General features: G+C 60.5%; 18 protein-coding genes and 1 pseudogene. 16 read left to right on the forward strand and 3 right to left on the reverse strand.

What is annotated here, in order from left to right:
- Window positions 1–216: 216 nt before the first annotated feature.
- From PSH91_RS17155 to PSH91_RS17190, 8 genes are all read left to right on the forward strand, one after another.
- The gene (locus tag PSH91_RS17155) at window positions 217–1,071 is read left to right on the forward strand and encodes a MurR/RpiR family transcriptional regulator (RefSeq protein WP_047228455.1); all 855 of its coding nucleotides are present in this window, start codon (window positions 217–219) and stop codon (window positions 1,069–1,071) included.
- 2 nt (window positions 1,072–1,073) lie between these two features.
- Window positions 1,074–1,718 (forward strand): isochorismatase family cysteine hydrolase, encoded by a 645-nt coding sequence (locus PSH91_RS17160; protein ID WP_076383986.1) that lies wholly within the window; start codon window positions 1,074–1,076, stop codon window positions 1,716–1,718.
- A complete protein-coding gene (locus PSH91_RS17165; RefSeq protein WP_305466278.1) occupies window positions 1,715–3,067 on the forward strand; it encodes a glutamine synthetase family protein in 1,353 nt (450 codons plus the stop codon). The genes PSH91_RS17160 and PSH91_RS17165 overlap by 4 nt, the downstream gene beginning before the upstream one ends.
- The gene (locus tag PSH91_RS17170; protein WP_047228458.1) at window positions 3,051–3,803 is read left to right on the forward strand and encodes an N-formylglutamate amidohydrolase; all 753 of its coding nucleotides are present in this window, start codon (window positions 3,051–3,053) and stop codon (window positions 3,801–3,803) included. Before PSH91_RS17165 ends, PSH91_RS17170 begins: the two co-directional genes overlap by 17 nt.
- Before the next feature lie 74 nt (window positions 3,804–3,877).
- Window positions 3,878–5,227 carry an APC family permease gene (locus PSH91_RS17175; RefSeq protein WP_076383984.1) on the forward strand — a complete coding sequence of 450 codons (1,350 nt, stop codon included), beginning with the start codon at window positions 3,878–3,880 and terminating at the stop codon, window positions 5,225–5,227.
- A 111-nt stretch (window positions 5,228–5,338) separates the two neighbouring features.
- Window positions 5,339–6,355, forward strand: a complete 1,017-nt coding sequence (locus PSH91_RS17180) for an arginine N-succinyltransferase (RefSeq protein WP_047228460.1) — start codon at window positions 5,339–5,341, stop codon at window positions 6,353–6,355.
- Between the two features lie 61 nt (window positions 6,356–6,416).
- Entirely contained in the window at window positions 6,417–7,451 is a 1,035-nt protein-coding gene (astA, locus tag PSH91_RS17185; RefSeq protein WP_281460011.1) for an arginine N-succinyltransferase, read from the forward strand.
- A 234-nt stretch (window positions 7,452–7,685) separates the two neighbouring features.
- Complete coding sequence (locus PSH91_RS17190; RefSeq protein ID WP_047228462.1) at window positions 7,686–8,555, forward strand: oxaloacetate decarboxylase; 870 nt, start codon at window positions 7,686–7,688, stop codon at window positions 8,553–8,555.
- Window positions 8,556–8,629: 74 nt separating this feature from the next.
- Here PSH91_RS17190 and PSH91_RS17195 read toward each other — a convergent pair whose 3' ends face one another.
- A complete protein-coding gene (locus PSH91_RS17195) occupies window positions 8,630–9,859 on the reverse strand; it encodes an acyl-CoA dehydrogenase (protein ID WP_047228463.1) in 1,230 nt (409 codons plus the stop codon).
- 178 nt (window positions 9,860–10,037) lie between these two features.
- Here PSH91_RS17195 and PSH91_RS17200 point away from each other — a divergent pair, with 178 nt between their 5' ends.
- The 3 genes from PSH91_RS17200 to PSH91_RS17210 all read left to right on the forward strand — a co-directional run bounded on the left by PSH91_RS17200 (window position 10,038) and on the right by PSH91_RS17210 (window position 12,508).
- Window positions 10,038–10,967: a LysR family transcriptional regulator gene (locus tag PSH91_RS17200; RefSeq protein ID WP_047228464.1), complete on the forward strand. Its 930-nt coding sequence runs from the start codon at window positions 10,038–10,040 to the stop codon at window positions 10,965–10,967.
- A gap of 192 nt (window positions 10,968–11,159) precedes the next feature.
- Window positions 11,160–11,561 carry a MerR family DNA-binding transcriptional regulator gene (locus PSH91_RS17205; RefSeq protein ID WP_047228465.1) on the forward strand — a complete coding sequence of 134 codons (402 nt, stop codon included), beginning with the start codon at window positions 11,160–11,162 and terminating at the stop codon, window positions 11,559–11,561.
- Window positions 11,562–11,608: 47 nt separating this feature from the next.
- Entirely contained in the window at window positions 11,609–12,508 is a 900-nt protein-coding gene (locus PSH91_RS17210; RefSeq protein WP_173406767.1) for a hydroxymethylglutaryl-CoA lyase, read from the forward strand.
- 628 nt (window positions 12,509–13,136) lie between these two features.
- Here the strand turns inward: PSH91_RS17210 and PSH91_RS17215 are convergent.
- Window positions 13,137–14,834 carry an AMP-binding protein gene (locus tag PSH91_RS17215; protein WP_305466283.1) on the reverse strand — a complete coding sequence of 566 codons (1,698 nt, stop codon included), beginning with the start codon at window positions 14,832–14,834 and terminating at the stop codon, window positions 13,137–13,139.
- Between the two features lie 187 nt (window positions 14,835–15,021).
- Here PSH91_RS17215 and PSH91_RS17220 point away from each other — a divergent pair, with 187 nt between their 5' ends.
- From PSH91_RS17220 to PSH91_RS17235, 4 genes and pseudogenes are all read left to right on the forward strand, one after another.
- Window positions 15,022–16,185, forward strand: coding sequence for an isovaleryl-CoA dehydrogenase (locus PSH91_RS17220; RefSeq protein WP_305466284.1), 1,164 nt, complete (start codon window positions 15,022–15,024; stop codon window positions 16,183–16,185).
- Between the two features lie 12 nt (window positions 16,186–16,197).
- A complete protein-coding gene (locus PSH91_RS17225) occupies window positions 16,198–17,805 on the forward strand; it encodes a carboxyl transferase domain-containing protein (protein WP_305466286.1) in 1,608 nt (535 codons plus the stop codon).
- A gap of 13 nt (window positions 17,806–17,818) precedes the next feature.
- Window positions 17,819–18,634: a gamma-carboxygeranoyl-CoA hydratase gene (locus PSH91_RS17230; RefSeq protein ID WP_047228470.1), complete on the forward strand. Its 816-nt coding sequence runs from the start codon at window positions 17,819–17,821 to the stop codon at window positions 18,632–18,634.
- Window positions 18,634–20,584 (forward strand): annotated as a pseudogene (locus PSH91_RS17235) (biotin carboxylase N-terminal domain-containing protein). The gene PSH91_RS17230 and the pseudogene PSH91_RS17235 overlap by 1 nt, the downstream one beginning before the upstream one ends.
- Before the next feature lie 30 nt (window positions 20,585–20,614).
- Here the strand turns inward: PSH91_RS17235 and PSH91_RS17240 are convergent.
- Window positions 20,615–21,262: a LexA family transcriptional regulator gene (locus PSH91_RS17240; protein WP_047228472.1), complete on the reverse strand. Its 648-nt coding sequence runs from the start codon at window positions 21,260–21,262 to the stop codon at window positions 20,615–20,617.
- A gap of 129 nt (window positions 21,263–21,391) precedes the next feature.
- On the opposite strand from PSH91_RS17240, the gene PSH91_RS17245 reads away from it, so the two are divergent.
- A complete protein-coding gene (locus tag PSH91_RS17245; RefSeq protein ID WP_047228473.1) occupies window positions 21,392–21,733 on the forward strand; it encodes a DUF3077 domain-containing protein in 342 nt (113 codons plus the stop codon).
- Window positions 21,734–21,984: the final 251 nt, after the last annotated feature.

Here is a 21,984-nt window from a genome sequence, read left to right on the forward strand (position 1 = left end):
AACTGAGACAAAAAGGCGTTATGTCTTACACCGACAGAGGCATCAACTGACATATCGGATCTATGCGATCAAGTCCCCGTCCTACAAGGCTTTCGCACTACTTTCGTGCATTTTAAACAGAACGTAAAAACCACTGGACATGTAGTACCCGCTACATAAATACTATTTTCAGGAGTTATGAAAGAAATCCAACACCCATCCAGGCAAGGAGCACGGATGCCGCCTCTTCGAGACCTGATTACCGATCCGGGCTTGGTTTTGACGCCGTCGGAACGCAAGGTCGTACGGGCCCTGCTCGATCATTACCCGCGCAACGGCCTCGGGCCGATGTCGCGCCTGGCCGATCATGCCGGGGTCAGCGACCCGACTATCGTGCGGCTGGTGAAAAAACTCGGATTTGGCGGTTATGCCGAATTCCAGGATGCGCTGCTCAGTGACATGGACCATCGCCTGCGCTCCCCTCGCACCCTGTTGCAACCGCGGGCCAAATTGCAGCAAGGCGACACCTGGAGCCAGTACCTGGCAACCAGCCAGCGCATCCTCACCGACACCCAGGCCCTGACTCAACCCGAAGACGTGCGTATTCTCGTGCAATGGCTGCTCGACAGCCGGCATCAGGTGCATTGTTTTGGCGGGCGCTTCAGCAGCTTCCTCGCCCAATACCTGCTCAACCACTTGCGCTTGCTGCGTGCGGGTTGTTTTGCCCTGGAAGACAACGCCCAGTTACCCGACCGGTTGTTCGACGTGCAGCGCCAGGATGTGGTGCTGATCTTCGATTATCGTCGCTACCAGGCCCAGGCCCAACGCGTGGCCAGCGCGGCCAAGGAGCGCCACGCGCGGGTCGTACTGTTCAGCGACGTCTACACCTCACCGCTACGGGAACTGGCCGACCTGATCATCAGCGCTCCGGTGGAATCGATCTCGGCCTTCGACAGCCTGGTGCCGGCGCTGGCCCAGGTCGAAGCGCTTATCGCCTGCCTGACCTTGCAATGCCCTGATCTGGCCGAGCGCCTGGAAGGTATCGACACCTTGCGCACGGCGTTCAACACGCACCTGCTGGAGGAAAAATAAGGATGTTCTCGCTCCCTCACCACTCCCCTCGGGATTTGCCATTCACCTGCGACCATACCGCCTTGCTGCTGGTGGACATGCAACGCGCCTGGCTGGAACCGCAATTCGATGCCCACCTGGCCACGCCCGAGGCCGACTATTTCATCCGCCGTGCCCGCCAACAGGTGATCCCCAATCAGCAGCGCCTGCTCGAAGCGGTGCGGGCGGCGCAGCAAAACGTGTTGCACACCCACATCCAGAGCCTGACTGCCGATGGTCGCGATCGCTCGCTGGACCACAAGCTGTCGGACATGCATTTGCCCAAAGACAGCCCGCAAGCCCAGATCATCGCCGAGCTGGCGCCGCGGGAAAACGAGATCGTGCTGCCCAAGACGTCTTCGGGGGTCTTCAACTCCACCAACATCGACTACGTGCTGCGCAATCTGCAGACCCGTCATCTGATCATCGCCGGCATCGTCACCGACCAGTGTGTCGACATGGCCGTGCGTGACGCCGCCGACCGCGGCTACCTGGTCACGCTGGTGGAAGATGCCTGCGCCACTTACAGCGAACAACGTCATCTGGCCTGCCTGAACGCGATCAAAGGTTATTGCTGGATCACCGATACCGACACCGTGCTCGGTCGGTTGCAGGAGATGCAGCCGTGAGCCGTCTCGATACCGCAACGCCGCTGACCCCGCTGCCCGTGTCCACGCTGGTCTGCACCGACCTGATCGGCGTGACCCGCGGCCGCTCGTTCCCCAGTGATGAACTGCCCCACTACGTCGACGCCGGTTGTGGCTGGGTGCCGGCCAACAGTGCGCTGACGCCCCAGGACATCATTGCAGCGGCCAACCCTTGGGGGGCCTATGGCGACCTGCGACTGATCCCGGACCTGGCCAGCAGGGTCACTGTCGACAATGGCCCGGATACCCAGGCACCTGCCCTGGATTTCATTCATTGCGATGTGCGGGAAACCGATGGTCGGCCCTGGGCCGCTTGCCCTCGCACCTTGCTGCATGACGAAGTGCAACGTTATCGCGCCGAGCTGGGCTTGCAGGTGTTCGCCGCGTTCGAGCATGAATTCAGCCTCGATACCCCTCAACCCCAACCGGATCGCCTGGCCTTCAGCCTCCAGGCCCAGCGCCAGCAGGCCGGGTTCGCCGGATGGTTGCTCAGCGCATTGCGGGCAGGCGGCGTGGAACCGGAAATGTTCCTGCCGGAATACGGCAAGCATCAGTATGAAATCACCTGCCGCCCGACCCTGGGCGTGGCCGCCGCCGACCGTGCGGTGAACGTGCGGGAAATCACCCGGGAGATCGCCCGGCAGATGGGCCTGGATGTGAGTTTCGCCCCCAAGACTTCGGAACATGCCGTGTGCAACGGCGTGCATTTGCACATGAGCCTGCAAGACCTGGACGGCGTCCCCGTGCTGCATGATGCTGGCGGCGCCAACGGGCTGTCGGACCTGGGCCAGCACTGGGCCGCGGGGGTGCTGCACTATCTGCCCGCCCTGTGCGCAATCACCGCGCCGACACCGGTGTCCTATGAACGCCTGCAACCCCATCACTGGAGCGCGTCCTACGCCTGCCTGGGGCAACGTAACCGCGAAGCGGCGCTGCGCATCTGCCCGACGGTGAGCGTGAGCGGCAAACCGGTGGCGACCCAGTACAACCTGGAATTTCGCGCCATGGATGCCACCGCTTCGCCGCACCTGGCGCTGGCGGCGCTGTTGATCGCCGGGCGACTGGGCATCGAGCAACGGCTGGCGCTCACGGCGGTCACCGATGAAATACCCGATGAATTGAACGAAGAACACCGTCGTGCCCGTGGCATTATCGCCCTGCCGACGACCCTGGCCCAGGCGCTGGATTGCCTGCGCCACAGCGGGGCGCTGTTCGAAGCCCTGCCCGGCCCGCTGGTCGAAACCTATTTCGCCTTGAAGGCCCAGGAGCTGGCCTTGACCCAGGCGCTGTCACCTGCCGAGCTGTGTGAGCACTATGCGCGAATCTATTGAATGTGCTGAATCGGGCCTTTATACCGGGCCGGCTTATCGCCTGATCCGGGAAGACGCCGAACACCCGTTGATCCTGGTGTGTGAACACGCCGACCGTTTTATCCCCGCCGCGTTGAACGACCTTGGCCTGGATGAGACGGCGGCCCAGGAGCACATTGCCTGGGATATAGGTGCCCTGGCGCTGGCCGAACAACTGTCCGAAACCCTTGGAGCGACCTTGCTCGCGGCCAACTATTCACGGCTGCTGATCGACCTGAACCGTCCCCTTCACGTCGCCGACAGCATCCCGCACCAGAGCGAGATCTACCAGATTCCGGGCAACCAGTCCCTGGATGAGGCCACCCGTGAATATCGCCAGCGGTGCCTGTTCCATCCCTTCCATGATCGACTGCGAGCGTTGATCGACCAGCGCCTGGCCGACAACCGGACGGTGCGGGTGGTGGGCATCCACAGTTTTACGCCAGTGTTCTACGGCCAACCGCGCGCCCTGGAAGCGGGCGTGCTGTTCGGCGAGGCCAAGGACTATGCCCAGCGCATCGTCGACGGGCTAAGCCGGCACTCGCTGCGGGTAGCCGGCAACCAGCCGTACAAGATCAACCCTTCGACCGATATGACGGTTCCGGTACATGGCGATGGACGCGGCCTGGATTCGGTGTTGATCGAAGTGCGCAACGACCTGCTACGCAGCCCGACAGCGGTGCAGGCCTGGAGCGCTTACCTGGCGCCATTGTTGTAGGAAAGCAGCGGCAAGGTTCGAGCGGCAAGCGACAAGCAAGAGCACACCCACACAGCTGAGAAGGAGAACGGCTTATGAGTATCGAGGCATTTGGCTATAAACAGGAATTGAAGCGCAGCCTGTCGCTGACGGACCTGGTGGTGTACGGGATGATTTTCATGATCCCCATCGCACCGTTCGGCGTGTATGGCTACGTTAACGCCGAGGCGCCGGGGATGGTGCCGTTGGCGTATATCATCGGCATGGTGGCGATGCTCTTCACGGCCTTGAGCTACGGCAGCATGGCCAGAGCTTTTCCGGTGGCCGGCTCCGTCTATTCCTATGCGCAACGGGGCCTTAACCCACACGTGGGCTTCATCGCCGGTTGGCTGATGCTGCTGGACTACCTGCTGATCCCGCCCCTGCTCTATGTTTACGCCGCCATGGCGCTGAACCATCTGTACCCGGACGTTCCCAAGGTCGGTTTCATTCTGGCATTCCTGGTCAGCGCGACCTTCGTCAACCTGCGGGGCATCACCTTCACCGCACGGATGAATATCATTTTCCTGCTGGCGCAACTGATGGTGCTGGCCATTTTCCTGTTCTACGCCTGGAATGCCTTGCAGGGGGGCGCCGGTAACGGCCAACTGACCCTGGCGCCGCTGTACAGCCCGGAGCGTTTTGATTTCGCGCTGTTGATGCAGGCCGTGTCTATCGCCGTGTTGTCGTTCCTGGGCTTCGATGCCATTTCCACCCTGGCCGAAGAAATCAAGAATGATCCGGGGCGCAGCGTGGGCAAGGCGGCGTTGATCACACTGCTGGTGATGGGGGTGATTTTCGTCGTGCAAACCTGGATTGCCACCGACCTGGCGGCCGGCATGGGCTTCAAGTCCGCCGATACCGCGTTTTATGAAATCGCCGAATTGGCGGCCGGCAGTTGGCTGGCCACTTTGACCGCCGTCGCCACGGCGCTGGCCTGGGGCGTGGCTGTGGCGATCACCTCGCAAGCGGCGGTGTCGCGGCTGTTGTTCGGCATGGCCCGGGACGGCAAGCTCCCCAAGGTGCTGGCCAAGGTCCATCCGAAACACAACACCCCATACTTGAGCATCTATCTGGTAGCGGTGCTGTCGCTGCTGATCTGCTACCTGTTCATCGATGCCGTGGACACCCTGACTTCCCTGGTCAATTTCGGCGCCTTGAGCGGCTTCATGTTGTTGCATATCACCGTGATCAACCATCACTGGCGCCGCCAGCGGTCCGGCCAAGTGATTCGCCACCTGATCTGCCCTTTGATCGGCTTCGCCATCGTCGCGGCCATCATGTACAACATGGGCGTGGATGCGCAGAAGCTCGGCTTGATATGGATTGCCGCAGGCCTGGTCTATCTGGCCGTGCTCAATAAGTTCGGCACCGATACTGCCCTGCCTGACCCTGCGGGACAGTGAGGATCGGCGGTCGAAGGGGTTCGACCAGCCGTCGTCACAATGCGTGGACATCGACAGTGATCGTCAAGCCCGGTGCATGTCACCGGGCTCTTTGGAAAAGGAGTGCAATCCATGCTGGCCTTACGTCCAGTTCAATTAAGCGACCTGCCGCAATTGCAGCAACTGGCCCGTGACAGTCTGGTGGGCGTCACATCGCTTCCCGACGATACCGAACGCCTGAGGGACAAAATCCTCGATTCATGTGCCTCGTTCGAGACCGACGTGCAGAGCCCTGGCGCAGAGAATTATTTCTTCGTCCTGGAGGACCTGGCATCCGGGCAATTGACCGGCTGTTCCGAGATTCTCGCCAGCACCGGCTGCAATGAACCGTTCTACAGCCTGCGTCATCGCCCGTTTACCAGCGAATCCCGGGAACTGAACATCCAGCACGGCGTACCCGCGCTGTCGCTGTGCCAGGACCTCAATGGCCAGACGCTGCTGCGCGGTTTTCATATCGACGCCGGACGGGTACGCACGCCGGAATCGGAGTTGCTGTCTCGCGCGCGGCTGATGTTCATCGCCGCCCATCCGCAACGCTTTGCCGAATCAGTGATCACCGAGATCGTTGGTTTCAGCAGCGATGACGGTCAGTCGCCGTTCTGGGATGCCGTCGGCCAGCATTTTTTCGACCTGCCCTACGCCGAAGCCGAACGCTTGTGCGGTCTGCAGAGCCGCACCTTTCTCGCCGAACTGATGCCGCAATACCCGATTTATGTACCCATGCTGTCCCAGGCGGCCCAAGCCTGTATCGGCCGGGTGCATCCCGACGGCCAGGAAGCCTTCGACATCCTGGAACGCGAGGGTTTCGAAACCAACAGCTACGTGGATATCTTCGACGGCGGGCCGACACTGCATGCTCGTGTGGCGAACATCCGCTCGATCACCCAAAGCCGTATAGCCACGGCCCGACAATGCTCAGACATTGACCTCGGCGGCCGCTTCCTGCTGAGCAACGACGGCCTGGAGAATTACCGGGCCATCGTGGCCGAGCTTGACGTCAGTGCCGAGGGCACCGTGTCCCTGACACCGCAGATGCTGGCAGCACTGGGTATCACCGACGGCGAGCGGGCCCGGGTGGTTGCGTTATGAACCTGACGCGATTCCTCACCTGGCATCAGCGCCCCGATTGGCACGATGAAGGAGCTGCATCATGATTGTGCGCCCGGTCGCTCTGACGGATCTGCCCGCCTTGCTGGACCTGGCCCATTGCGCGGGCCCCGGGTTCACCAGCCTGCCGGCCAACGAAGAACGCCTGGCTCATCGAGTGCGCTGGGCCCAGCGCACCTTTGCCGGACAAGTCGAACGCGCCGATGCCGATTACCTGTTCGTGCTCGAGGACGATGACCGGCAAGTGGTCGGTATCAGCGCCCTGACCGGTGCGGTCGGGCTGCGTGAGCCCTGGTACAACTATCGGGTCGGGGTCACCGTCAGCTCCGCACCTGAACTGGGCATCCAGCGACAGATACCCACGCTGTTCCTCAACAATGAGATGACCGGGCAATCGGAGATCTGCTCCTTGTTCCTGCATCCCGAACACCGCCGCGGCCATAACGGACGCCTGCTGTCACTGGCGCGCTTGCTGTTCGTGGCCGAGTTTTCCCAGCTGTTCGGTGAAAAACTGATCGCCGAGTTGCGAGGGCACGCCGACGAGCACGGCTGCTCACCGTTCTGGGACAGCCTGGGCCGGCACTTCTTTCAGAAAGACTTCAGCTACGCCGACCAATTGTCCGGCATGGGCAACAAATCCTTCATCGCCGAGCTGATGCCGCGCCAGCCCCTGTACACCTGCCTGCTCACCGAACAGGCCCAGGCGGCTATCGGCAGGGCCCACCCGAATACCGAGCCGGCCCTGAAAATCCTCGGCGCCGAGGGTTTTACCCATAAAGGCTACATCGACATTTTCGATGGCGGCCCGGTGATCGAAGCGCCAGTGGCGAAAATCCGGACCGTGCGCGACAGCCAGTCGCTGACCCTGGCCATCGGTATGCCGGACGAACAGGCACCGGTCTGGCTGATCCATAACCGACGGCTGGCGAGTTGCCGCGTAACCAGTGCCCGAGCCCACCAGCACGGTCACAGCCTGCTGGTGGACCGTCTCACGGCCAAACGTCTGCAAATGCAACCAGGTGACACGGTGCGCGCCGTGGCGTTGCTTCAACAGGGGCGGCAAGCGGCGGCGGCATAGGCTGGGCTCGAGCACAAATACCTTACCCACTGACACGCATTAGCCTCCGCCCCCTTTGCCTGCACCTTGGTCAGCTCGATCATCGCTGACAGCCTGTCGGGATCCTCTGCAATCCGGCACACACATAGCCCATGCACATTCGTCATCATCTTTAAGCCTTGCGCGTGATAGCCTTTGGATCTTTCGGCGTTGACACTTTTGCTCAAGCCTTTCCATTCCAATGGTGGAACTCATATGCCCAGGCTTTCCCATCAAGACTTGCGTCGCAACTTTCGCCAACTGCTGGCGAGCGAAACCTGCTACCACACCGCCTCGGTGTTTGATCCGATGTCAGCGCGCATCGCCGCCGACCTGGGTTTTGAAGTAGGGATACTGGGAGGCTCGGTCGCGTCGCTGCAAGTGTTGGGGGCGCCGGACTTTGCCCTCATCACACTCAGCGAATTCGCCGAGCAGGCCACGCGCATTGGCCGCGTAGCCCAACTGCCGGTAATTGCCGACGCCGATCACGGCTATGGCAACGCCCTGAACGTGATGCGCACCATCATCGAACTCGAGCGCGCCGGTGTGGCGGCCCTGACCATCGAAGACACGCTGCTGCCGGCCCAGTTCGGGCGCAAATCCACCGACCTGATCGGCGTCGCCGAAGGTGTCGGCAAGATTCGCGCAGCACTGGAAGCCCGGGTCGACCCGGAAATGGCGATCATTGCCCGCACCAACGCCGGGATCCTACCGGTCCAGGAAATCATCAGTCGGACCCAGCAATACGAACGTGCCGGCGCCGACGGGATTTGCATGGTGGGGGTGCAGGACTTCGACCATCTGGCGCAGATCAGCGAAAACCTGAGCGTGCCGTTGATGCTCGTCACCTATGGCAATCCGTTGCTGCGTGACGACAAACGCCTGGCGGAACTCGGCGTGCGCGTCACCATCGATGGTCACGGTGCCTACTTCGCCGCGATCAAGGCCACCTATGACAGCCTGCGCGAACAGCGGCAGATCTTCACCCAGGCGTCAGACCTGAGCGCCACCGAGCTGACCCACACTTACACCCAGCCCGAGGATTACATCCGCTGGGCCGAGGAATATATGAGCGTCAAGGAGTAAGCGAGCTCACCCCCACAAGATGAGCCTGTGGAAGCAAGCTTTGCTCCCACAAAGGCTCGTAGTGGGCTAACTTCCTAGCGCCCGCTGCGCAACATCTCCTTGGGCACGTACTTGCCGATTTCGAACTTGCCGATAGCGGCGCGGTGCACTTCATCCGGGCCGTCGGCCAGGCGCAAGGTGCGTTGCATGGCGTACATGTAGGCCAGCGGGAAATCGTTGGAAACCCCGGCGCCGCCGTGGATCTGGATGGCCCGGTCGATGACCTTCAAGGCCACGTTCGGCGCAACGACCTTGATCTGGGCGATCTCACTCTTGGCGACCTTATTACCGACGGTGTCCATCATGTACGCCGCTTTCAAGGTCAGCAGGCGCGCCATGTCGATTTCCATCCGTGAATCGGCGATCTTGTCGACGTTGCCGCCCAGGCGCGCCAACGGCTGGCCGAAGGCGGTGCGGCTGACGGCACGTTTGCACATCAACTCCAATGCACGCTCGGCCATGCCGATGGAACGCATGCAGTGGTGGATCCGGCCCGGGCCGAGGCGACCCTGGGCAATTTCAAAACCGCGCCCTTCACCCAGCAAGACGTTTTCGTACGGCACCCGCACATTGTCGAACAGCACTTCGGCGTGGCCGTGGGGCGCATCGTCGTAGCCGAATACCGGCAGCGGACGTACGATTTTTACCCCAGGCGTGTCCACCGGCACCAGAATCATCGAGTGCTGGGCATGACGCGGCGCGTCGGGGTTGCTCAGGCCCATGAAGATCAGAATCTTGCAGCGCGGATCACAGGCCCCGGAGGTCCACCACTTCTTGCCGTTGATCACCCACTCGTCGCCATCGCGCTCGGCGCGGGCGGCCATGTTGGTGGCGTCCGAAGAAGCAACGTCCGGCTCGGTCATGGCGAAGGCCGAACGGATCTCGCCGCGCAGCAGCGGTTCCAGCCAGCGTTGTTTCTGTTCTTCATTGGCGTAACGCACCAGCACTTCCATGTTGCCCGTGTCCGGCGCCGAGCAGTTGAACGGCTCCGGCCCCAGCAACGAACGGCCCATGATCTCTGCCAACGGCGCGTATTCGAGGTTGGTCAGGCCAGCGCCCAGCTCAGACTCGGGCAGGAACAGATTCCACAGCCCTTCGGCTTTGGCCTTGGCCTTGAGCTCTTCCATGATGGCGGTGGGCTGCCAGCGGTCGCCTTCGGCCACTTGTCGTTCGAACACTGCTTCAGCCGGGTATACGTAGGCGTCCATGAACGCGGTGACACGTTCACGCAGTTCCTGAACCTTGGGGGAATACGCAAAATCCATGAGAAGCACCTTCTTGGCAGAGGTTGTTTTTAGGTCATGAAATCGATGCTAGTTCAGCTACGAAAATTTACCTAACCTATTCTCGGCGTGTATTAACATTCATCACCGATATATGGTTCACTGATTTGCATCGCCACCCGGCACCTCACAACAAGCCCAAGAACAAGAGTGCAGCGCCATGAATCTGAGCAAGGTCGACCTCAACCTTTTTATCGTTTTTGACGCGATCTACACCGAAGCCAACCTGACCCGCGCTGGACAGATCGTCGGCATCACTCAGCCGGCGGTGTCCAATGCCCTGGCGCGTTTGCGTGAGACCTTCAATGACCCGCTGTTCGTGCGCACGGCCCAGGGCATGGTGCCCACGCCCATGGCCCAGAACATCATTGGCCCGGTGCGCAATGCCTTATCGTTGCTGCGAGTGTCGGTGCAGGAAAGCCGGATTTTCAATCCGCTGCAGGCGGTCAAGACCTACCGCATCAGCATGACCGACCTCACCGAAGGCGTGATCCTGCCTCTGTTGTTCCAGCGCCTGCGACGCCTGGCGCCGACCGTGGCCATCGAGAGCTTCCTGTCCAAGCGCCGTGAAACCACCAAGGAACTGGCCGCCGGTCGCCTCGACTTCGCCGTCGACGCGCCACTCAATACCGACCCGCAAGTGCGCCACGTCAAGCTGATGGAAGACCGGTACGTGTGCGCCATGCGCAAGGGGCACCCACTGGCGGGCAAGGAAAAAATCAGCCTCGATGATTACCTGGCCCAGACTCATGTGCATATTTCCAGCCGCCGTAACGGTCTGGGTTATGTCGACCTGGCCCTGGGCAAGATGGGCATCCAGCGCAAGATCGCCCTACGCTCCCAGCATTACTTGATGGCGTCCCAGGTGTTGCAACAGACCGACATGGTCATGACCGTCCCCGAGCGCTTTGCCCGTCGTCACGATCTGCATGCCTTCGTGTTGCCGGTCAACGATGTGCCCCCCGTGGAAACCCATCTCTACTGGCATGAAAGCACCGACCAGGACCCGGCCAATCGCTGGATGCGCGAACAGATGATCGAGCTGTGCCAGCAGGTGACGGCGCATGAGAAGAAGCTCGACAAGGTTTAGGCAATCAAAATTGTGGGAGCGAGCCTGCTCGCGATGGCGCCGGGTCAGTCAACATTAATGCTGACAGGTATACCGCTATCGCGAGCAGGCTCGCTCCCACAAGGGGTGTGTCTGCATTGGGATCTGATTGCTTGACGTGAACGTCAACCTGCCATTAGCTTAGCGCCAGCCCCTTTCGTTTCGAGCGCTTCCATGAGCAGCCAGACCTACAGCATCTCCGACCTCGCCCGCGAACTGGATATCACCACCCGGGCCATCCGCTTCTATGAAGAGCAAGGCCTGCTGAGCCCGGAACGACGTGGCCAGGAACGCATTTATTCGCCTCGGGACAAGGTCAGCCTGAAGCTGATCCTGCGGGGCAAGCGCATCGGTTTTTCCCTGGCCGAGTGCCGTGAACTGATCGAACTCTACGACCCCACCAGCGGCAATCAGAAACAACTGCACAGCATGCTGGCGAAGATCACCGAACGTCGGGAACAGCTCGAACAGCAACTGCTGGACATCGAACAGATGAAGCTAGAACTCGACACCGCCGAAGAACGCTGCATCCAGGCCCTGGAGCAGACGATCAAAGGTCAGGAAACCGTGCAGTAATCATCGTCATCCTCTTGATACTGGCAGCCCACTACAGGTCAATCCCCATGTCCCTTCCCTCCTTTGTACGCCTGATTGAAGTTGGCCCTCGCGACGGCCTGCAGAATGAAGCACAACCCATCAGTGTCGCCGACAAGGTGCACCTGGTGGACGCCCTGAGCGCCGCCGGCCTGGGTTATATCGAAGTCGGCAGTTTTGTCTCGCCCAAGTGGGTGCCGCAAATGGCCGGCTCCGCCGAGGTGTTCGCGCAGATACAGCGCAAACCCGGCGTCACCTATGGCGCCCTGGCGCCGAACCTGCGGGGTTTTGAAGACGCGCTGGCGGCCGGCGTGAAAGAGGTCGCCGTGTTCGCCGCCGCGTCCGAGGCGTTCTCCCAGCGCAACATAAACTGTTCCATCAAGGAAAGCCTTGAGCGCTTTGCGCCGATCATGGAAGCCGCCCGGCAGAACGGTGTCAGCGTGCGCGGTTACGTCTCCTGCGTGCTGGGCTGCCCGTACGAAGGCGCGGTCAAGCCCGAACAAGTGGCGTGGGTCGCCCGCGAACTGTACGCAATGGGCTGCTACGAGGTGTCCTTGGGGGACACCATCGGCACCGGCACCGCTGGCGCCACACGCAAGATGTTCGAGGTGGTTTCGGCTGAAGTACCCAGGGACAAGCTCGCCGGGCACTTCCACGATACCTACGGCCAAGCCATGGCCAACGTCTACGCCAGTCTGCTGGAAGGCATCGCCGTGTTCGACAGTTCTGTCGCAGGCCTGGGCGGTTGCCCGTATGCCAAGGGCGCCAGCGGTAACGTTGCCACCGAAGACGTGTTGTACCTGCTCAATGGCCTGGGCATTGAAACTGGCGTCGACCTGGACGCACTGATGGCTGCCGGCCGGCAGATCTGTGACGTACTGGGTCGCCCTACCGGTTCGCGGGTAGCCAAGGCGCGCGCCGCACAGTGAGGTGTTACCGCTCCCGGTGTAACAGCTACGAAACGAGTAACACGGAAACAATTTGTCAGGTCTGGACGGGCGGATATTTCCGACAAAAAGCCCAAGTCATTGATTTATAAAGCATTCATAAAAGTTGGCACGCACTCTGCTATACCTTTGGCATAACAAAAATAAAAAATGCGATACACCCAATAAAAACAAGACGAAACGACTCTGACATAACAAAAACAACACGACAGAGGCGCAGCTAACAGATTTTTTTGGAGAAGATGGGCTTTTCAGGGTGCTTTCAGGAGCAACCCGCAACCGGACAGAGAACAATAAAACTACCTTCAGGTAGCCCCCGAATCGGTTGGATCGCGAAGCGAAAAAGCAGGTCAGCGCTCAAAAAAATACGTTTGCTCTTGATCCCGGATGGGGATCACCAAAACAGCGGTAAAGGGTCACGGCTACTAAAAACAACAACAGGCCGCCCCTCAATAATAAAAAAAGAGCACGTAACGACAAAATTAAAGGGGAGCTTCGGCTCCCCTTTGTGCTATCTGGGATTTGGGTTTTCCGGGGCGATGTGTCAGCCATATCACCTTGGTTGACACACCGCATTCGTGAGCAAGCCCGCTCCCACAGGGGATTTTTCTCAGCTTTCCTTTTCGCGCAGTTCTTCAATGCTGATTTCGCGCATGCGGAACTTCTGGATCTTGCCGGTCACGGTCATCGGGAACTCCTCGACGAACTTGAAATGACGTGGCGTCTTGAAGTGGGCAATGCGCTCTTTGCACCAGGCCTGCAAGGCTTGCTCGGTGGCGCTGTGGCCGGGATGGAACTTGATCCAGGCGACGATTTCTTCACCGTAGCGCGAGCACGGAATGCCGATCACTTGCACATCAGCCACTGCGGGGTGGGTGAAGAAAAATTCTTCCAGCTCACGCGGGTAAATGTTCTCGCCGCCTCGGATGATCATGTCCTTGTTGCGTCCGACGATGCAGACATAACCCTGTTCGTTCATGGTCGCCAGGTCGCCAGTGTGCATCCAGCCGTCCTGATCGATGGCGTCAGCAGTGCCGCTAGGGTTGTCCCAGTAGCCGAGCATCACGCTGTAGCCACGGGTACACAACTCGCCGATGGTGCCACGGGCAACGATATTGCCGGCCTCGTCGACGATCTTGCTCTCCAACTGCGGCTGGGTACGGCCAACGGTGGTCACGCGCAATTCCAGTTCGTCTGAAGGACCGGTCTGCAACGACACAGGACTGGTTTCCGTCATGCCGTAGGCAATCTGCACTTCGGCCATGTGCATCTCGTTGATGACCCGGCGCATCACCTCAATAGGGCAAGTGGCCCCGGCCATGATCCCGGTGCGCAGGCTGGACAAATCAAAATCGCCTCGTTGCGGCTGGTCCAGCATGGCGATGAACATGGTGGGCACGCCATACAGCGCCGTGGCTTTTTCTTCGGCCACGGTACGCAGGGTCAGCAACGGATCGAAGGCGTCGTTGGGGTAGATCATGGTGCTGCCGTGGGTCATGCAGCCCAGATTGCCCATGACCATGCCGAAACAATGGTAGAGCGGTACCGGGATCACCAGCCGGTCGCTCGCCGTCAGACCCAGGCTTTCGCCGACCATGTAACCATTGTTGAGGATGTTGCGATGGCTGAGGGTCGCGCCCTTGGGGAACCCGGTGGTGCCGGAGGTGTACTGGATATTCACCGGGTCATCATGATGCAGGCTGGCCTGGCGCTCGACCAGTTGCTCAGGCAAAACCGCAGCGCCAAGGGCTGCCAGTTGTGACCAGGGTAAAAAGCCTGACGGTGGTTGGGCGTCCAGACTGATCACGCCTCGTAGCAGCGGCAGACGCTCGCTGTGCAACTGGCCTATCGATTGCTCCGCCAGTTCAGGCGCGAGCGCTTGCACCATGGCGTGATAATCCGAGGTTTTGAACGCTGCGGCGCAGACCAGCCATTGGCAACCTGACTGCTTGAGCACGTATTCGAGTTCGGAACTGCGATACGCCGGGTTGATGTTGACCAGAATGACACCGATCTTCGCACTGGCGAACTGGCTGATGCACCACTGAGCACAGTTGGGGGCCCACACGCCAAGACGGTCGCCGGCTTTCAAGCCCAGCGCCAACAGGGCTCGGGCATGCAAGTCGACGGCTTCGGCCAGTTGGCGCCAGGTATAACGCAGCGCTTGATGGCGAACCACCAACGCCTCGCCATCGGGATACCGGGCCACAGTCTGATCAAAGGCCTCGCCGATGGTGTGCGCCAGCAGAGTCTTGTCCTGAGAGCCACGGGTGTAGCTGAGCTGCGATTGCGAACCGGGTTGATCCATGATGACCCCTCTTGTCTTTATTAGTGGGTGTATCGGTGAACCTGCTGACTCAAGCGCACTTACTTTGGCGTAAGTTGACGTTAACGTAAAGGGTGATTGACAGCCATTCGTCACAGGCTTACGTTAACGTAAAGGTGAGAGCCAATCCCCCCTCTCCACACCCGACAAAAAATCCAAAAGGTGTCCCATGAGCTACCCATCCCTGAACTTTGCCCTCGGCGAAACCATCGACATGCTCCGTGATCAGGTGCAGGCCTTCGTCAAAGCTGAGCTAGCGCCACGGGCCGCCCAGATAGACATCGACAACCTGTTCCCTGCCGACATGTGGCGCAAATTCGGCGACATGGGCCTGCTGGGCATCACCGTCCCGGAAGAATATGGCGGCGCTGGCCTGGGTTATCTGGCCCACGTGGTGACAATGGAAGAAATCAGCCGCGGCTCGGCCTCGGTCGCCCTCTCCTACGGCGCCCACTCCAACCTCTGCGTCAACCAGATCAACCGCAACGGCAATCACGAACAGAAAACCAAGTACCTGCCCAAGCTGATCAGCGGCGAACACATCGGCGCACTGGCCATGAGCGAACCCAACGCCGGCTCTGACGTGGTGTCGATGAAGTTGCGGGCCGACAAGCGCGGCGACCACTACGTGCTCAACGGTAGCAAGACCTGGATCACCAACGGTCCCGACGCCAACACCTACGTGATCTACGCCAAGACTGACCTGGAAAAAGGCCCCCACGGTATTACTGCTTTCATCGTCGAGCGCGACTGGAAAGGCTTCAGTCGCAGCAACAAATTCGACAAGCTCGGCATGCGCGGCTCCAACACCTGCGAGTTGTTTTTCGATGACGTCGAAGTCCCGGAAGAAAACATCCTCGGGGTGCTCAACGGCGGCGTGAAAGTGTTGATGAGCGGCCTCGATTACGAGCGTGTCGTGCTGTCGGGCGGCCCTACCGGGATCATGCAGGCCTGCATGGACCTGATCGTGCCGTACATCCACGACCGCAAGCAGTTCGGCCAGAGCATCGGCGAATTCCAGTTGATCCAGGGCAAAGTCGCGGACATGTACACCCAGCTCAACGCCAGCCGAGCCTATCTCTATGCCGTGGCCCAAGCCTGCGAGCGCGGCGAAACCACCCGCAAGGACGCCGCCGGGGTCATCCTCTACAGCGCCGAACGCGCCACGCAGATGACCCTCGACGCGATCCAGATTCTGGGGGGTAACGGCTACATCAATGAATTCCCCGCCGGTCGCCTGCTGCGTGACGCCAAGCTGTACGAAATCGGTGCTGGTACCAGTGAGATTCGCCGGATGTTGATCGGTCGTGAACTGTTCAACGAAACCCGCTAAACGGAGCTGTCCATGGCCACGCTGCATACCCAGCACAATCCGCGCTCAGCGGAATTTATTGCCAACCGCGAGGCGATGCTCAAACAGGTCGACGCTTTGCACACCCTGCTCGCTCAGGTTCAACAAGGTGGCGGCCCCAAGGCGCAGGAGCGCCACACCTCGCGGGGCAAACTGCTGCCCCGTGAGCGCATCAATCGCTTGCTCGATCCGGGTTCGCCGTTTCTTGAGATCAGCCAATTGGCAGCTTACGAGGTGTATGGCGAAGACGTGCCGGCCGCTGGCGTGATTGCCGGGATCGGCCGGGTGGAAGGCGTCGAGTGCATGATTGTCGCCAACGATGCCACCGTAAAAGGTGGTTCGTATTACCCGCTGACCGTGAAAAAGCACCTGCGCGCGCAGACCATCGCTCAACAGAACCGTTTGCCGTGCATATACCTGGTGGACTCCGGCGGCGCCAACCTGCCGCGCCAGGACGAAGTGTTTCCCGACCGTGAGCACTTCGGGCGGATCTTCTTCAATCAGGCGAACATGAGCGCCATGGGCATTCCACAAATTGCCGTGGTCATGGGCTCCTGCACCGCCGGTGGCGCCTATGTGCCGGCGATGGCCGACGAAGCGATCATGGTTCGCCAGCAAGCCACGATCTTCCTGGCCGGCCCACCGCTGGTGAAAGCGGCCACCGGAGAGGTGGTCAGTGCTGAAGACCTGGGCGGTGCCGATGTGCACTGCAAGATCTCCGGCGTCGCCGATCACTACGCCGACAGCGATGAACACGCCCTGGCCATTGCCCGCCGCAGCATTGCCAACCTCAACTGGCACAAGCTCGGCGAAGTGCAGCAACGTGCCCCCATCGCCCCGCTGTATTCGAGCGACGAGCTGTACGGCGTGGTTTCGGCGGACGCCAAGCAGCCGTTTGACGTGCGTGAAGTGATTGCGCGGCTGGTGGACGGTTCGGTGTTCGATGAGTTCAAGGCGCTGTTCGGGACGACGCTGGTCTGCGGTTTTGCTCACTTGCACGGCTACCCGATCGCGATTCTCGCCAACAATGGCATCCTCTTCGCCGAAGCCGCGCAAAAAGGCGCGCACTTTATCGAGCTGGCCTGTCAACGCGGTATCCCGCTGCTGTTCCTGCAAAACATCACGGGGTTCATGGTCGGGCAAAAATACGAAGCCGGCGGCATCGCCAAGCACGGCGCGAAGCTGGTGACGGCGGTGGCCTGCGCCAAGGTGCCGAAATTCACGGTCATCATCGGCGGTAGCTTTGGTGCCGGCAACTATGGCATGTGCGGCCGCGCCTACGACCCACGGTTCCTGTGGATGTGGCCGAATGCGCGGATTGGCGTGATGGGTGCCGAACAGGCCGCCGGCGTACTGGTGCAGGTCAAGCGCGAACAGGCCGAACGTAGCGGCCATCCGTTCAGCGCCGCCCAAGAAGCTGAAATCAAACAACCGATTTTCGATCAGTACGAAGAGCAGGGCCACCCCTACTATTCCAGCGCGAGGCTGTGGGACGACGGGGTCATCGACCCGGCCCAGACCCGCGATGTACTGGGCCTGGCCTTGTCCGCGTCATTGAACGCGCCCATCGAACCGAGCCGCTTCGGCGTGTTCCGGATGTAAACGGGGAATGCACATGGATAACTTCAACACCCTCGAACTGCTCAGCGACCCCCGCGGCTTTGCGACCTTGTGGCTCAGCCGTGAGCAGAAAAACAACGCGTTCAACGCCGAAATGATCCGCGAGCTGATCCTTGCCCTGGACCATGTCAGCAGTGATCCGAACCTGCGTTTTCTGCTGATCCGTGGTCGCGGTAAACACTTCAGCGCCGGTGCCGACCTGGCCTGGATGCAGCAGTCGGCCGAACTCGATTACCACACCAACCTGGACGACGCCCGGGAACTGGCGGAGCTGATGTACAACCTCGCCAAGTTGAAAATTCCTACCGTGGCGGTGGTCCAGGGCGCAGCGTTTGGCGGTGCGCTGGGGCTGATCAGCGCCTGCGACATGGCCATTGGCGCTGATCAAGCGCAGTTCTGTCTGTCGGAAGTACGCATTGGCCTGGCGCCGGCGGTGATCAGCCCGTTCGTGGTGCAAGCCATCGGAGAGCGGGCCGCGCGGCGTTACGCCCTGACCGCGGAACGCTTCGACGGACAACGGGCAAAAGAAATCGGTCTGCTGTCGGAAAGTTACCCGGCCGAAACACTGGACCAGCAGGTCGAACAATGGGTCGACAACCTGTTGCTCAACAGTCCGGCGGCCATGCGCGCCAGCAAGGAACTGTTGCGTGAAGTCGGCAACGGCGCCCTCACACCTGCATTGCGGCGCTACACCGAAAACGCCATCGCCCGCATCCGCGTCAGTGCGCAAGGCCAGGAAGGTTTACGAGCGTTCCTGCAAAAGCGCTCGCCCAGCTGGCAGGCCGAATCGAACAACAAGGAGCCGCGTTGATGAGCGTCCCCATCCTCACCACGTTGCTGGTGGCCAACCGTGGTGAAATCGCTTGTCGCGTGATGCGCACCGCCAAGGCCATGGGGCTGACCACAGTGGCCGTCCACAGCGCCACCGACCGCGATGCCCGTCACAGCCGTGAAGCCGATATCCGCGTTGACCTGGGCGGTAGCAAGGCCGCTGACAGCTATTTGCAAATCGACAAACTGATCGACGCGGCCAAGACCAGCGGCGCCCAGGCCATCCATCCCGGGTATGGTTTTCTTTCGGAAAATGCCGGGTTCGCCCGGGCCATCGAAAACGCCGGCTTGATCTTCCTCGGCCCGCCCGCCTCGGCCATTGATGCCATGGGCAGCAAGTCCGCCGCCAAAGCCCTCATGGAAACCGCCGGTGTGCCTCTGGTGCCCGGTTATCACGGCGAAGCCCAGGACCTGGAGACCTTCCGCGACGCCTGCGAACGCATTGGCTATCCGGTACTGCTCAAGGCCACTGCCGGTGGCGGCGGCAAAGGCATGAAAGTGGTCGAGGACGTCAGCCAACTGGCCGAAGCCCTGGCTTCGGCCCAGCGTGAAGCGCAATCGTCGTTTGGCGATTCGCGGATGCTGGTGGAAAAATATCTGCTCAAGCCACGGCACGTGGAAATCCAGATTTTTGCCGATCAGCACGGCAACTGTCTGTACCTCAATGAGCGTGATTGCTCGATCCAGCGTCGGCATCAGAAAGTGGTGGAAGAAGCCCCTGCCCCCGGCCTCACCCCACAACTGCGGCGTGCCATGGGTGAAGCTGCCGTGCGCTCGGCTCAAGCCATCGGTTATGTCGGTGCCGGTACCGTGGAGTTTTTGCTGGATGCACGCGGTGAGTTCCTTCTTCATGGAGATGAACACGCGCCTGCAAGTCGAGCACCCGGTCACCGAAGCCATTACCGGCCTCGATCTGGTGGCATGGCAGATTCGCGTGGCACGTGGCGAGCGGCTTCCCATGACACAGGAGCAAGTGCCCCTGTTGGGCCACGCTATCGAAGTGCGCCTGTACGCCGAAGACCCGGCCAACGACTTCCTGCCGGCTACCGGGCGCCTGGCGTTGTATCGCGAGTCGAGTGCGGCACCGGGTCGTCGGGTCGACAGCGGCGTGGAGGAAGGCGATGAGATTTCACCGTTCTACGACCCGATGCTCGGCAAGCTGATTGCCTGGGGCGAGGATCGTGAACAGGCGCGGTTGCGGCTTTTGAGCATGCTCGATGAGTTTGCCATCGGCGGGCTGAAAACCAACATCGGATTTCTACGACGCATCGTGGCCCACCCCGCCTTTGCGGCGGCGGAGCTGGACACTGGATTTATCCCACGTTACCAGACGCAACTATTGCCAGAGCCCGGCGAATTGGATGACGACTTCTGGCTCGCGGCGGCCCATGGCTTCGCCTTGAGTCTGACGCCGCATGCACGGTCCGATGACGCCAACTCACCTTGGGCCAACACCGCCGGACTGCGTCTGGGGCTGCCAAGACAGACCACTGTGCACCTTAGCTGTGAGGGCCAGGATCGAGCATTGACCCTGGACGTCACGGCTGGTCGTACAGAATTCCGGGGTGAGCAACTGGTGACCGAGCACAATGGCCTGCGGCGCAGGCATCGCGCCATTCGCCAGGGCGACAGCCTGTATCTGCAATGGGAAGGTGACCTGCACCGAGTCGACGTGTACGACCCGCTGGCCGCCGCCGAAGCCAGCCACAGCCACCAAGGCGGCCTGACCGCCCCCATGAACGGCAGTATCGTTCGGGTGCTGGTGAGCGCCGGTCAGACGGTGGAAGCCGGGGCGCAACTGGTGGTATTGGAGGCGATGAAAATGGAGCACAGCATTCGCGCGCCCCAAGCCGGTGTGATCAAGGCACTGTATTGCCAGGAAGGTGAAATGGTCAGCGAGGGCTGCGCGTTGGTGGAGTTCGAAGAGTAAGTATCGGCCCGCTCCCACGGGCCGATCCAGTCAGAACCTGATGGTGGCCTGCACGACCACACCGATGATGCGGCATTGCTCGGTGTACAGGGTTTTCGGGTAGGTGGGATTGAGCGGGACCAGGTAAGGCTGCCCGCTCTCTTCAATCAACTTGCGAAAGGTGGCGTCACTGCTGTCAGGCAATTGGGCAACCACCAGTTTGCCTGGCACCGCGTCAATGGCCGGGTCCACCAGGATCGACATACCCTCGGGAATGCTCAACCCGCTGGGTGACGTCATCGCATCTCCCACCACCACGAGCCAGAATGCGTCCCCCTGAGCGTGATAGTCCGTCAGCTCATAGCGCGCCTGGCTGTAGGACGCCAGATCGCCTTCGCGAATCCCGCCTACCTCGCTCCAATCACTTACCGGGTAGCGGAAGTACGGATTGTACTTCTGCGCCAGGGCCATGCCTTCCTCGGTGGAGGTGTCCGGCTCGCGGATCACCATCGCCACTTCCAGAAACTCCAGCCCCAGCTCCCGCAGGACCCGGTTCATGTCGTCGACACTGGGTTGCCGGCGCTTGGTCAGCCAATGGCCGACGCCGCCCTGGGACATCCCCAAACGTTCTGCGAGCACCACTTGCGTGATGCGCAGCTCCTTCATCTTGGCCTTGACCAACTCTATCCATTTATCCATGAGCGGCACGATACTTGGCTGGCTCCGACCATCAAAACACAAAATGTAGTATTTAAATTATCGTCACAATTACGATAGGTACTATTCTGGATTCAGGATTTCAGCCCCTACACGGAGAATCTAGACACCATGGACAGACTCAACAACGATGAGCCCACCCGCCCTTTCGACAGTACACTCACCTCGCTGAAGGACTGCCCGGCGGCCCAACGCGCTCTGGACTACTACTTGAAACCGGGTATGTCAGAAGCGCCTGCAGAACATCGCTTCTTCGACGTAAACCGCAACATCAGCGCAGAAGAGGCCTTGGTTCATGCTTGCGACCTGCTGCGCTGTGCGGCCGCCACCGCCCAGGAATCCGCCAGTCGACTACAAGGGTCGAGCCGCGACCTGGCTTTTTCAGTGGTGCATATGATTGATCTGGTCAAGGTGATGCTTGACCGGTCACTGGATGGCTACCCTACTCGCTAGGCGTAACACTTGGGAATGGCACCGCGAATGCGGGACCAGGAAAATATTTTCCAATAGGCAGGATAAAAACATTTGACTTGCAAATGATAATGATTATTATTGCATCAGCTGGTCGCGAGATCAGTCGATAGGCCAGAAGACCTTAGGTCGGACTTCTGGAATATCTCCTCATCAGGCTAATCACGGTTTTTGACCCGGCTTTTTGCCGGGTCTTTTTTTGCCGATTTTTCGGCTTATGGCTTCAGGCTAAT

It is taken from the genome of Pseudomonas sp. FP1154, assembly GCF_030687245.1.
Lineage (GTDB): Bacteria > Pseudomonadota > Gammaproteobacteria > Pseudomonadales > Pseudomonadaceae > Aquipseudomonas > Aquipseudomonas rhizophila.

Coding starts and splice junctions, on each gene's coding strand:
- PSH91_RS17205 (WP_047228465.1), top strand. CDS start 11,160: ATGAGCAGCCAGACCTACAGCATCTCCGACCTCGCCCGCGAACTGGAT.
- PSH91_RS17160 (WP_076383986.1), top strand. CDS start 1,074: ATGTTCTCGCTCCCTCACCACTCCCCTCGGGATTTGCCATTCACCTGC.
- PSH91_RS17200 (WP_047228464.1), top strand. CDS start 10,038: ATGAATCTGAGCAAGGTCGACCTCAACCTTTTTATCGTTTTTGACGCG.
- PSH91_RS17195 (WP_047228463.1), bottom strand. CDS start 9,859: ATGGATTTTGCGTATTCCCCCAAGGTTCAGGAACTGCGTGAACGTGTC.
- PSH91_RS17215 (WP_305466283.1), bottom strand. CDS start 14,834: ATGGATCAACCCGGTTCGCAATCGCAGCTCAGCTACACCCGTGGCTCT.
- PSH91_RS17225 (WP_305466286.1), top strand. CDS start 16,198: ATGGCCACGCTGCATACCCAGCACAATCCGCGCTCAGCGGAATTTATT.
- PSH91_RS17210 (WP_173406767.1), top strand. CDS start 11,609: ATGTCCCTTCCCTCCTTTGTACGCCTGATTGAAGTTGGCCCTCGCGAC.
- PSH91_RS17240 (WP_047228472.1), bottom strand. CDS start 21,262: ATGGATAAATGGATAGAGTTGGTCAAGGCCAAGATGAAGGAGCTGCGC.
- PSH91_RS17230 (WP_047228470.1), top strand. CDS start 17,819: ATGGATAACTTCAACACCCTCGAACTGCTCAGCGACCCCCGCGGCTTT.
- PSH91_RS17220 (WP_305466284.1), top strand. CDS start 15,022: ATGAGCTACCCATCCCTGAACTTTGCCCTCGGCGAAACCATCGACATG.
- PSH91_RS17175 (WP_076383984.1), top strand. CDS start 3,878: ATGAGTATCGAGGCATTTGGCTATAAACAGGAATTGAAGCGCAGCCTG.
- PSH91_RS17180 (WP_047228460.1), top strand. CDS start 5,339: ATGCTGGCCTTACGTCCAGTTCAATTAAGCGACCTGCCGCAATTGCAG.
- astA (WP_281460011.1), top strand. CDS start 6,417: ATGATTGTGCGCCCGGTCGCTCTGACGGATCTGCCCGCCTTGCTGGAC.
- PSH91_RS17170 (WP_047228458.1), top strand. CDS start 3,051: ATGCGCGAATCTATTGAATGTGCTGAATCGGGCCTTTATACCGGGCCG.
- PSH91_RS17245 (WP_047228473.1), top strand. CDS start 21,392: ATGGACAGACTCAACAACGATGAGCCCACCCGCCCTTTCGACAGTACA.
- PSH91_RS17155 (WP_047228455.1), top strand. CDS start 217: ATGCCGCCTCTTCGAGACCTGATTACCGATCCGGGCTTGGTTTTGACG.
- PSH91_RS17190 (WP_047228462.1), top strand. CDS start 7,686: ATGCCCAGGCTTTCCCATCAAGACTTGCGTCGCAACTTTCGCCAACTG.